The sequence below is a fragment of the Streptomyces sp. NPDC002790 genome, from assembly GCF_040295505.1.
In the GTDB taxonomy this organism is placed as follows: Bacteria; Actinomycetota; Actinomycetes; order Streptomycetales; family Streptomycetaceae; genus Streptomyces.
Genome location: NZ_JBEOVM010000164.1, coordinates 1 through 10,413, shown reverse-complemented (window position 1 = coordinate 10,413; position 10,413 = coordinate 1). Strand labels below are relative to the sequence as shown.

Sequence of the window (10,413 nt, the reverse complement as noted above, 5' to 3'; positions counted from 1 at the left end):
GCTCAATCGCCGCAGGGGCTAAACAGCCCCGCCGGCGTTTGAGACGCGGGGTCCGGGGCGGAGCCCCGAGGCGTGGGGGCGGTGCGGCGTCCGGGATTCGGGACCGGTGGGCGGGGCACCGGATGTGCGTGCGAGACTCCCGGGATGCTGGGTGTCATCGATCTTCCGACCTATCTCGCGGGCCTCGCCCTCATCATCCTCCTGCCGGGCCCGAACTCGCTGTATGTGCTCTCCGTCGGCGCCCGCCGCGGCATCCGCACCGGCTACAAGGCAGCCGCAGGCGTGTGGTGCGGCGACACCGTCCTGATGACCCTCTCCGCCGCGGGGGTCGCCTCCCTGCTCCAGGCGAACTCCCTGATCTTCGGGATCGTGAAGTACGCCGGCGCCGGCTACCTGACCTGGCTCGCCATCGGCATGATGCGCGCCGCGTGGAGCATGTGGCGCACCCGCAAGGAGCGGCTCGCGGCCGAGCGCGGCGCCGCGGAGGAGGAGCCCGCCCAGGAGCGGCCCTTCCGCCGCGCGTTCGTGATCAGCCTGCTGAACCCGAAGGCGATCCTGTTCTTCATCGCCTTCTTCGTGCAGTTCGTCGACCCGTCCTACGCGTACCCCGCCCTCTCCTTCGTGGTGCTCGGCGCCTTCGCGCAGGCGGCCAGCGTGCTCTACCTGTCGGCGCTGATCTTCAGCGGCATGAAGCTGTCCGCCGCCTTCCGGCGCCGCAGGCGCCTCTCCGCGGGTGCGACCTCGGCCGCCGGAGTCCTCTTCCTCGGCTTCGCGGTGAAGCTGTCGCTGGCCAGCGTGTAGGGCCCGCCGCGGAGGCCGGTCGGTCCGGTCACGCCACCCCCGTCTCCGCCAGGTACCTCTCCACCCCCTCCGCCGTCTCCCCGGCCCACGCCACATAGCCGTCCGGGCGGATCAGGAACACTCCCCGGCCGTATGCCTCGTAGGCCGGGATGCGGGCCGTGCGTATGGACGCGTCGTGCGCGCGCGGGAGTTCGCCCTCCACGCCCACCGCGAGCAGCGTCCAGTGCGGGCCCCGGAACGCGTCGAACAGCCGCACCCCGCCCCGCCGCCCGTCCGGTGCCCGGTCGCCCGCCCGCAGCGAGTCGTCCGCGAGGCCCGGCCGGGTCTCCCGGGTCAGCGCCGACTCCCGGTACCCGATGCCCAGTTGCTGCACCTCCTTGCCTCGCTGCGTGGGCGGGCCCCCGGCGCTCGCGCGGTGGATCCGGGTGCTGATGCCGAGGATGCCCTCCGCCACCGGCATCCGCTCCTCCTCGTACGTGTCCAGGAGCCGTGCCGGTGCGCCGGACAGCACCGCCGCCAGCTTCCAGCCCAGGTTGTACGCGTCCTGCACGCTCGTGTTCAGGCCCTGGCCGCCAGCCGGGGAGTGGATGTGCGCCGCGTCGCCCGCGAGGAAGACCCGGCCCACCCGGAATCGGTCCGCCAGCGCCGCCCGCGCCTTGAAGTCCGAGGCCCACAGCACCTCGGCGATGTGTTCCTCGAAGAGCGCGGTGCGGGTGGCCAGCAGCTTGGTCACCGCCTCCGGTGACGGGTCCACCACCGCCGACTCGTCCGCGAACTGCGCCGCCAGCTGGAAGACGCGGCCCGGCCGCGACGCGTCGGGCGGCAGCGGGCAGAAGGCCACGCCGCCCTCCGGCGCCTTCGGCCACACATGCCAGTGGGTGTCCGGCAGCGGTGCGTCGTCCGTGATCCGCACATCCGCCACCAGCATCGGCTTCGGGTCCACGGTCTCCCCGGTCATACCGATCCCGAGCGCCCGCCGGACCGTGGAGCGGCCGCCGTCCGCCGCCACCGCGTACCGCGCCCGCACCGCCGAGCCGTCCTCGAACGACGCCGTCACGCCCTCCGCGTCCTGCGCGAGACCGCTCAGCGCCGCGCCGAAGCGGACCTCGCCGCCCAGATCACGCAGCCGCGCGTACAGCACCTCCTGCGTGCGGGCCTGCGGTATCAACCAGCCCTCCGCGTAAGGGACCTGCTCGCTCGGCTCGGAGCGCTCCATCATGTCCCACTCCTGGCCGGGCTCCGAGCCCTCCCAGACCCGCATGCTCGGGTACCGCGTGCCCGCCGCGTGGATCGCGTCCAGGACCCCGAGGTCGTACAGCACCTCCTGGGTGCGCGGCTGCAGGCCCTTGCCGCGCGAGCCGGGGAACAGGCCGTCCGCCCGCTCGACCAGCATCGCCCGCGTCCCGCGCCGCGCCAGGTCGACCGCGAGCGCCAGGCCCGTCGGACCCGCGCCCACGATCAGTACGTCCGTCGCCACACCATTCATCGCCGCGTCCATCACCGACTCCTTAACGCCGTTAAGTTCGATGTTTCGAGCATGGCCTTAACGGCGTTAAACTGTCAAGCGTGGCCGAGAAGAAGAAGCAGAACGAGAAGCCCGGGCTCGACCGGAGTCACGTCGCCGACACCGCCCTCGACCTGCTGAACGACGTGGGACTCGAAGGCCTGACGCTGCGCGCCATCGCCAAGCAGCTGAACGTGCAGGCACCCGCCCTGTACTGGCACTTCAAGAACAAGCAGGCGCTGCTCGACGAGATGGCGACTGTGATGTTCCGGCGGATGACCGAAGTGGGCGGGGAGGCCGGATACGAGCCGGCGGGCGCCTGGCAGGAGTGGCTGGTCCAGGGCAACCAGCAGCTGCGCGCCACGCTCCTGAGCTACCGCGACGGCGCGAAGGTCTTCAGCGGCTCACGGTTCACGGGCACCGACCACGGTCCGGAACTGGAGGCGAACCTGCGCCTGCTCATCGATTTCGGCTTCACCGCCGACCAGGCCGCCTGGGCGAGCACCACCGCGTACATGTACACGCTCGGGTTCGTCACCGAGGAGCAGGGCATGCAGCCGCCGCCCGGCGACGCGGGCCCCCAGAAGGATCCCGTCGTCGACGTGGCGGAGCGCGCGCAGAAGCTCGCCGACTACCCGCTCGCCGCCGCCGCGGGCGGTCAGCTCTTCGCGGCGTACGACGAGCGGTTCGAGGAGGGGCTGCGGCTCATCGTCGCGGGGATCGAGGCGCGCTACGGGGTGCGCTGAGCGGCTCGCGGGTCCCGGTTGAGCGATCTGCGGATCAGCGGCGTCGCCCATTTCTCGACGTAGCGGTTCAGCAGCCAGGCGAGGGTCAGCATCGCGGCGACCGTCGCGCCGAACGTGGCCCACGACGGCAGTCCCGCGCGTCGATGCAGGGCCGCGATCGCCACCCAGCCCAGGTGCTCGTGGACCAGGTAGAAGGGGTAGGTGAGGGCGCCGGCGACCGTCAGCCAGCGCCAGTTCGCCCAGGCCGTCCAGCCGAGCGCGATCACCGTCACCGCCGCGAAACCGAGCGTGATCACCGCGACGATCCCGAACGAGGAGCGGTAGGAGAAGAAGTCCGGGTTCGGCGCGTGCCACGTCCGGTCGACCGCGAAGTGCTGCCCGATCAGCCAGCTCACCGCGACGATGCCCCACGCCGTGACGTCGCGCCGGTCGCGGTGGACCAGGTACAGGCCGATGCCGCCGATGAAGAACGGCGCGTACTCCGGCATCAGGACGAGCGTCGCGAGCGGCTCGCCCGAGCCCTCCGCGAGCACCGCGGCCAGCGTCCACACCGCGCAGAACAGCACCACCCGGTGCCGGGTCGCGCCAGGCAGGACGACGCAGAGAGCGAACAGGGCGTAGAAGCGCAGCTCCGCCCAGAGCGTCCAGCAGACCCCCAACACCCGGTCCACGCCCAGGGGTTGCTGCAACATCGTCAGGTTCACGAGCGCGTCGCTGGGCGACACCGCCTTGTAGACCACGACCGGCAGCGCGAAGACGGCCGTCACCAGGACGATCGCCACCCAGTACGAGGGCAGGAGGCGGGCCGCGCGCGACGCGAAGAAGGAGCGCAGAGGTCTGCCCCAGCCGCTCATGCAGATCACGAACCCGCTGATCACGAAGAAGATCTGCACGCCCAGGCAGCCGTACGCGAACCAGCCGTGCAGCGTGGGGAATTGGGCCTGCGGCGACGACCCCCAGGCCTGGGAGACCTCGCCGTCCCGCCCCCCGTAGTGGTACGCCGCCACCATCAGCGCCGCGAGCAGCCGCAGTCCGTCCAGGGCGTACAGGCGGGACGTGGGGCGCGTGCGCACGGCCTTCGCCTGTGGCTCCGTCTGGGGTGCGGGGAGCGGAGGCAGCGTCGTGCCGGGAGCCGTCATCCGAGGGCCGCCCGCTTGACGGCCGCCCGCTTGAGGGAGCGGGCCCGCTTCGCGACCCTGCGCACCGTCGCGTTGCGCGGGATGAAGGCGAACTGGGACGGGAGCGCGCCGGGCAGGGCGAGGGAGGTCAGGCGGCGCCGCTTGAAGTAGCGCCAGGTGTGGTTGTCGAGGCGGGTCGCGAGATAGCGCTCGGCGGGGCGGCGCAGTTCCGGGTAGATCTTGGCCTGCATGGCGTAGCCGACCGCGCGCAGCAGCTCGTCCAACTCACCTACGCGCAGCGGCTGTTCCTGTGCCTCGACGGCCGTACGGTCGGCCAGGGCGGGCAGCAGTGCGTCGACGATGGTGACCGGCACCCGGTTGCTGTTCTCGTACGGTGTGAGCCGGTCCAGGAGGGTCGACGTGCCGACGCGCGCCACCGGAATGCCGTACAGGGCGCTCGCGGTGAGCAGCGCCGTGGAGAAGCAGCCGACGACGAGGGCCGGGCGCATCCGCTGGTAGAGGACCTCGGCGAGGACGGGCGTCTCCAGGACGGTCAGCTCTACGCCGAGGCGTTCCGCCTCCTTCTCCAGGAGGTGCGACCAGCGGGCCGGGGCGGTGGGGTGCGGTTTGAACACCACGTGCTTGTGGCCGAGTTGGGCGGCGCCGCGCATCATCCGGACGTGCAGGTCCTCCTCTTCCTCGGCCGTGAGGATACCGAGCGCGGAGAGGTACTGGCCGAGGAGGAGCGCCGGTTCGCCGGGCAGGCGCGGGAGTTCGCCCGCCGCGTCGCCCAGGTCGGCGAGCACCTTGAGGAAGACCTCTGTAGGGACGACCTCGGGCTCGACGCCGAACTCCGTGAGCAGCAGCGGCTTCAGACCCGGCACCAGGTCGAGGTGGAGCAGGCGGCGCACGCGCGTGCCGATCAGCGGGTCGATCTTGTTGCGGGTCGGCCCGTAGCTCATCAGGCCGTCCGCGTACACGTCGACCGGAGCGCCCGCGAAGATCTGTGCGACCGCCATCGCCGGACTGACCTGGATGGACTCCACGGCGAGCTCGACGTTGTCGTCGCCGAGGTCCCACGTGAGCCGCAAGTAGCGTTCCCACAGCGGGATGTCGTCGGTGCGCGGCGACCAACTGCCGGGGTGGAAGGGTGAGATGGCCTCGTTCCACGACAGGATGCCGTCGAAGCGGTCCCGCAACTGCTCGAAGCCGGGCATCTCGTCGACGGCGGGCGTGGTCTCGGGCGTCGCCGCGTTGTTGGCGACCAGCAGCAGCGTGCGGTCCGCCGGGGCGAACTGGTCCGCGTCCATGGCGGCCGCGAGCGTCGCGGCGCCGTACAGGGTCGAGGCCAGCAGGATGCGCGTCGTACCGCGCGTGGTGCCACGATTCGTCGTGCGCGTCGTCATGCCGTGACCTCCGCGCGGACCGGGCGGCGGCGCAGCCGGCGCAGGCGCGTGGCCCGCTGGGTGTCCATCGAGTCGAGCGCGTCGTCGAGCACCCCCTGCGGCATGCGCTTGAGCGCGGCCGCGCTGAGCGACTTCAATGTGCGGGCCACGGGCGGTTCGAACCTTTCGATGGATCCCAAGTGGTGGGAAATGATGGCGCAGTACGTACGCACGGCCTTCGGCAGAAGCAGTTCCGCATCCCGGTCCTGTGCCGTTTCCCGGACAACCTGGTCGAATGCCCGGATGAAATCGAGCTGCCGTACGTCACCGATCTGAGTGAGCGAGGACGAGACGCCGCGGCGATAGAAAACGCCCAGAGGGCTGACCGCCGCAAAGGATTTCGCCTCGCGGTGCAGCCGCCAGATCCACGGCCTGTCCTCCGCCGTACGAAGCCCGTCGGTGAAGTGCAGCAGCCCCTCGTCGGCGAGCCGCCGGTGGTACATGCCGGCCCACGCGTACGCGTAGTCGACGGCGGTCGAGCGGTCGGCCGGCAGGATCGCCGCGCGCGGGTCCATGACGACGTCGCGCAGACCGTGCGGGAAACGGTGCACCGAGCGGGCCCGCGCCGTGCACTGGACGTGGTCCGTGCGCACGAAGTCGCAGCCCAGGTCCTCTATGGCGGCGAGGAGGCGGGCGTAGTAGCCGGGTGCGAGCCAGTCGTCGCCGTCCAGGAAGGCGAGGTATTCGCCGCGGGCCCTGTCGAGCCCGGTGTTGCGGGCGGCCGCGAGTCCTCCGTTCCGTTCGTGTCGCACGACGACCGCGCCGGGCAGCTCGCGCTCGGCGCGCGCGAGAATGTCCGGTGTCTCGTCCTTGGAGCAGTCGTCGACGAGAATGAATTCGAAGTCGTCGCGTGCGTTCGCTCGCAGACTTCTGAGGGTGTCGGGCGCGTATTGCTGCACGTTGTAGAACGGCACGATGACGGAGAGCTTGACCACGACGGTGACGTTAGGGTGCGGCCCGGCATTCGTCTTGACCGTCGCCTTGATATCAGGTGAACGAAGCGTGGCGGGACCGTTAACCGGCCCTGGCGCGGGTCGTTTCCGGGGCCGATTCGCCATTCGTCGGTTTGCTGTTAACCCTTTGTTGCATTCTGGTTGGGCCGCGGCTCGGAATTGCTTCCTAACTTCGTCGGTGTGCCAGTAAGGAACGGAAATTCGCTCAGGGTCGCGGTGCTCGCGGACTCCGACACCCGGTGGAAATGGGGGTCGCTCACCGCCGCCCGCATCGCCTCCGAAGGCGTCGCACTCGACGGCTATCTGCTGCGCGGCCGGGCCACCCCGACCCCGCGCCAGCTCCGCGAGATCGGCGTCCGCGCCGACAGCCTGCGCGAGGTCACGGCCGTCGAATTCCTCCGCGAGATGGAGCCCGAAGCGTACGACGTGGTGGTGCTCGCCGTCGTCGGCGGGGGAGTCCAGGCCGCCCTGCACGGCCTCGCCCACGCCTGGCGGGGAGCGGTGCGGCGCCCCGTCGTCGTCACCGGCTACGTCGGCGTCGTCTACGAAAAGCTCGCCGACGGCCTCCTCCTGCGGCACGGCGCCGACGTGGTGCTCGCCAACTCCGCCTACGACGCGGACCGGTTCCGCGCCGTGTACGAGGGGGTGGGCGCGGACGCCTCCGCGGTGACCGAGTGCGCGCTGCCGTTCCTCGGCGGCGAGCCGTACACCGGCGAACGCGAGCCGTACACGGTGACCTTCGCCGCCCAGCCGTCCGTACCCGACACCGCGGCCGACCGCGACTACCTGCTTGGCCGCCTCGTGCGGCACGCCGAGTCGCATCCCGACCGCGAGGTGCTGCTCAAGCTGCGCAGCAAGCCCGGCGAACACACCACGCACATCGAGGAGATCCCCTACCAGAAGCTCGCGCAGCGCCGCGAACTCCCCGCCAACCTCCGGCTCGTGTACGGGAACATGGGCGAGGTCCTCGACCGCACGGACCTGCTCGTCACGGTCAGCTCCACCGCCGCCCTCGAATCCCTGCACCGGCGCATCCCGACCGCGCTGCTCACCGACCTGGGCGTGCGCGAGGCACTCGGCAACCACCACTTCACCGGCTCCAACTGCCTTGCGTCCTGGGACCAGTTGGACGCGGGTCTGCGGCCCGCACCGGACCCCGAGTGGCTCGCCCGGCAGGGCGTCGCCGCCGACGGCACGTACGAGCGCGCCTTCGACGGCGTGCGGGCCACGGTCGCCGACCTGCTCGCCGAGGACCGGCCCCCGCTGGCGCCGTACTACAGCCGCACCACCGCCCCCGGCTACCTGCCGCGCATCCTCGCCCGCCACCACCTCGCACCCGACGGCAGCCCGCTGCCCGGCGCGCCCGCGGCCGACCGGGCGCCGGGTCCCGTGCGGCAGGTCGTGCGGCGGGCCGCCCGCGGCGCCTACCGGCACGGGGTGCAGCGCGTCGCCCCCGCGATCCGGCGGATGGGGGAGCTGTGAGCCCTCAGAACCCTCAACCCCCCGAAGGAGAAGCGCACATGACCGAACCCGAGCCCGTCCGCCGCGTCCTCGCCGTGATCCCCGCCCGCGGCGGCTCCAAGGGCGTACCGGCGAAGAACCTCGCCCCGGTCGGCGGCATGCCCCTGGTGGCCCGCGCCGTGCGCGAGTGCCTCGCCACCCGGCAGGTCACCGACGTCGTGGTCTCCACCGACGACGACGCCATCGCCGCCGCAGCGCGGGACGCGGGCGCCGAGGTCGTCATCCGGCCCACCGCCATCGCCGGCGACAAGTCCAGCTCCGAGGCGGCCGTGCTGCACGCCATGGACGCGCACGAGGCGCTGCACGGCGCGGCCGTCGACGTGGTGCTGCTCGTCCAGTGCACCAGCCCCTTCCTCGTACGGGAGGACATCGACGCGGTGGTCGGCGCGGTCCTCGACAAGGGGGCCGACAGCGCGCTGACCGTCGCCGCGTTCCACGGGTTCGTGTGGCGGGACGAGGCGGACGAACCGCAGTCGGCTTCCGTACACAGCACGGCAGTTGAGGGCGGCGTCGCCGTCCTCGCCGACCGGAAGACCGGGATCGGGACCGCGACCGGCGGCGGCTACGGCGTCAACCACGACAAGTCGCAGCGCCAGATGCGCCAGGACCGGCCCCAGGACCTCCTGGAGACCGGCGCCGTCTACGCCATGGAGACCAGCGGGTTCCGCCGCCACGAGCACCGCTTCTTCGGCCGCACCGAACTGGTGCGCACCGACCCCGCGCGCGTACTCGAGATCGACGATCCGCACGACCTCGCGCGCGCCCGCGCGCTGGCCCCCCTCTTCGACCAGCAGTCCGTCCTCCCCTCCAGGGAAGACGTCGACGCGGTCGTCCTCGACTTCGACGGCACCCAGACCGACGACAAGGTGCTGATCGACTCCGACGGACGGGAACTCGTCACCGTGCACCGCGGTGACGGACTCGGCATCGCTGCCCTCCGCAAGAGCGGCCTCGAACTGCTGATCCTGTCCACGGAAGTGAACCCGGTCGTCGCCGCACGGGCCCGGAAACTCAAGATCCCGGTCCTGCACGGCATCGACCGCAAGGACCTCGCACTGAAGCAGTGGTGCGAGGAACAGGGCATCGCGCCCGAGCGCGTGCTCTACGTCGGCAACGACGTCAACGACCTCCCGTGCTTCGCCCTCGCGGGCTGGCCCGTGGCGGTCGCGAGCGCCCATGACGTCGTGCGCGGCGCCGCACGCGCCGTCACCACCGTCCCCGGAGGCGAAGGCGCGATCCGAGAGATCGCCGGCTGGATCCTCGGCCCTTCTCTCGACTCCCTCGACCCGCTCACCAAGTAAGGAACGTACCCACCATGTCCAACGCTCCCCTTTCCCCCGCGTCCGACTCCCGTATCCGCACGTTCGGTTCGCGCGAGGCAGGCCCCGGCCGCCCCGTCTACATCACCGGCGAGATCGGCATCAACCACAACGGTGACCTGGAGAACGCGTTCCGGCTGATCGACGCCGCCGCCGAGGCCGGCTGCGACGCCGTCAAGTTCCAGAAGCGCACCCCCGAGATCTGCACGCCGCGCGACCAGTGGGACATCGAGCGCGACACCCCCTGGGGCCGCATGACGTACATCGACTACCGGCACCGCGTCGAGTTCGGCGAGGACGAGTACCGGGCCATCGACGAGTACTGCAAGAAGCGCGGCATCGACTGGTTCGCCTCCCCGTGGGACACCGAGGCTGTCGCCTTCCTGGAGAAGTTCGACGTCCCCGCCCACAAGGTGGCCTCCGCGTCCCTCACGGACGACGAGCTGCTGCGCGCCCTGCGCGCCACCGGCCGCACCGTCATCCTCTCCACCGGCATGTCGACGCCGAAGCAGATCCGCCACGCGGTGGAGGTCCTCGGCTCGGACAACATCCTGATGTGCCACGCCACGTCGACGTACCCGGCGCAGGCCGAGGAGCTCAACCTCCGCGTCATCAACACCCTCCAGGGCGAGTACCCGAACGTCCCGATCGGCTACTCCGGCCACGAGACGGGCCTCCAGACGACCCTCGCGGCCGTCGCCCTCGGCGCCGCCTTCGTCGAGCGTCACATCACCCTCGACCGCGCCATGTGGGGCTCCGACCAGGCCGCCTCCGTGGAGCCGCAGGGTCTCACGCGCCTCGTGCGCGACATCCGCACCATCGAGGAGTCCCTCGGTGACGGCGTCAAGAAGGTCTACGAGTCCGAGCTCGGCCCGATGAAGAAGCTGCGCCGCGTTCCGGGCGTCGTCGCCGACGCGGAGATCGCCGTCGCCGCCGGCGAGCCGGTGGGCGTCTGACGAACCTCGGAACGAATCGTGGGCGGTCGGGCGCGGTGGAGGCCGCGCCC

General features: G+C 71.4%; 9 protein-coding genes. 5 read left to right on the top strand and 4 right to left on the bottom strand.

Annotation, left to right across the window (positions count from 1 at the left end; all coding sequences use genetic code 11):
• Positions 1–144 precede the first annotated feature (144 nt).
• Positions 145–801, top strand: a complete 657-nt coding sequence (gene leuE / locus ABT004_RS34490; RefSeq protein ID WP_351345112.1) for a leucine efflux protein LeuE — start codon at positions 145–147, stop codon at positions 799–801.
• Between the two features lie 28 nt (positions 802–829).
• Here the strand turns inward: leuE and ABT004_RS34485 are convergent, their stop codons facing one another.
• On the bottom strand, positions 830–2,299 hold the full coding sequence (locus ABT004_RS34485) for an FAD-dependent monooxygenase (RefSeq protein WP_351345109.1): 1,470 nt from the start codon (positions 2,297–2,299) through the stop codon (positions 830–832).
• A 68-nt stretch (positions 2,300–2,367) separates the two neighbouring features.
• Here ABT004_RS34485 and ABT004_RS34480 point away from each other — a divergent pair, with 68 nt between their 5' ends.
• Complete coding sequence (locus ABT004_RS34480) at positions 2,368–3,051, top strand: TetR/AcrR family transcriptional regulator C-terminal domain-containing protein (RefSeq protein ID WP_351345106.1); 684 nt, start codon at positions 2,368–2,370, stop codon at positions 3,049–3,051.
• Here ABT004_RS34480 and ABT004_RS34475 read toward each other — a convergent pair.
• From ABT004_RS34475 to ABT004_RS34465, 3 genes are read right to left on the bottom strand one after another with little or no spacing between them, the layout of a single operon-like run.
• The gene (locus ABT004_RS34475) at positions 3,036–4,190 is read right to left on the bottom strand and encodes an acyltransferase family protein (RefSeq protein WP_451189729.1); all 1,155 of its coding nucleotides are present in this window, start codon (positions 4,188–4,190) and stop codon (positions 3,036–3,038) included. The two genes, ABT004_RS34480 and ABT004_RS34475, sit on opposite strands and share 16 nt — an antisense overlap.
• The gene (locus ABT004_RS34470) at positions 4,187–5,575 is read right to left on the bottom strand and encodes a polysialyltransferase family glycosyltransferase (RefSeq protein ID WP_351345102.1); all 1,389 of its coding nucleotides are present in this window, start codon (positions 5,573–5,575) and stop codon (positions 4,187–4,189) included. Before ABT004_RS34470 ends, ABT004_RS34475 begins: the two co-directional genes overlap by 4 nt.
• Positions 5,572–6,549 (bottom strand): glycosyltransferase family 2 protein, encoded by a 978-nt coding sequence (locus ABT004_RS34465; protein ID WP_351345099.1) that lies wholly within the window; start codon positions 6,547–6,549, stop codon positions 5,572–5,574. Before ABT004_RS34465 ends, ABT004_RS34470 begins: the two co-directional genes overlap by 4 nt.
• A 198-nt stretch (positions 6,550–6,747) precedes the next feature.
• Between ABT004_RS34465 and ABT004_RS34460 the strand changes: the two genes are divergently transcribed.
• The 3 genes from ABT004_RS34460 to ABT004_RS34450 are packed head-to-tail and all read left to right on the top strand — an operon-like array spanning position 6,748 to position 10,363.
• Positions 6,748–8,049 (top strand): DUF6716 putative glycosyltransferase, encoded by a 1,302-nt coding sequence (locus tag ABT004_RS34460; protein ID WP_351345096.1) that lies wholly within the window; start codon positions 6,748–6,750, stop codon positions 8,047–8,049.
• A 38-nt stretch (positions 8,050–8,087) separates the two neighbouring features.
• The gene (locus ABT004_RS34455) at positions 8,088–9,389 is read left to right on the top strand and encodes a cytidylyltransferase domain-containing protein (RefSeq protein ID WP_351345093.1); all 1,302 of its coding nucleotides are present in this window, start codon (positions 8,088–8,090) and stop codon (positions 9,387–9,389) included.
• Between the two features lie 14 nt (positions 9,390–9,403).
• A complete protein-coding gene (locus ABT004_RS34450) occupies positions 9,404–10,363 on the top strand; it encodes an N-acetylneuraminate synthase family protein (protein WP_351345090.1) in 960 nt (319 codons plus the stop codon).
• Positions 10,364–10,413: the final 50 nt, after the last annotated feature.

Excerpts from the sequence above, each read along its gene's own strand:
- leuE (WP_351345112.1), top strand. The coding sequence starts at position 145 with ATGCTGGGTGTCATCGATCTTCCGACCTATCTCGCGGGCCTCGCCCTC.
- ABT004_RS34485 (WP_351345109.1), bottom strand. The coding sequence starts at position 2,299 with ATGGACGCGGCGATGAATGGTGTGGCGACGGACGTACTGATCGTGGGC.
- ABT004_RS34475 (WP_451189729.1), bottom strand. The coding sequence starts at position 4,190 with ATGACGGCTCCCGGCACGACGCTGCCTCCGCTCCCCGCACCCCAGACG.
- ABT004_RS34470 (WP_351345102.1), bottom strand. The coding sequence starts at position 5,575 with ATGACGACGCGCACGACGAATCGTGGCACCACGCGCGGTACGACGCGC.
- ABT004_RS34455 (WP_351345093.1), top strand. The coding sequence starts at position 8,088 with ATGACCGAACCCGAGCCCGTCCGCCGCGTCCTCGCCGTGATCCCCGCC.
- ABT004_RS34450 (WP_351345090.1), top strand. The coding sequence starts at position 9,404 with ATGTCCAACGCTCCCCTTTCCCCCGCGTCCGACTCCCGTATCCGCACG.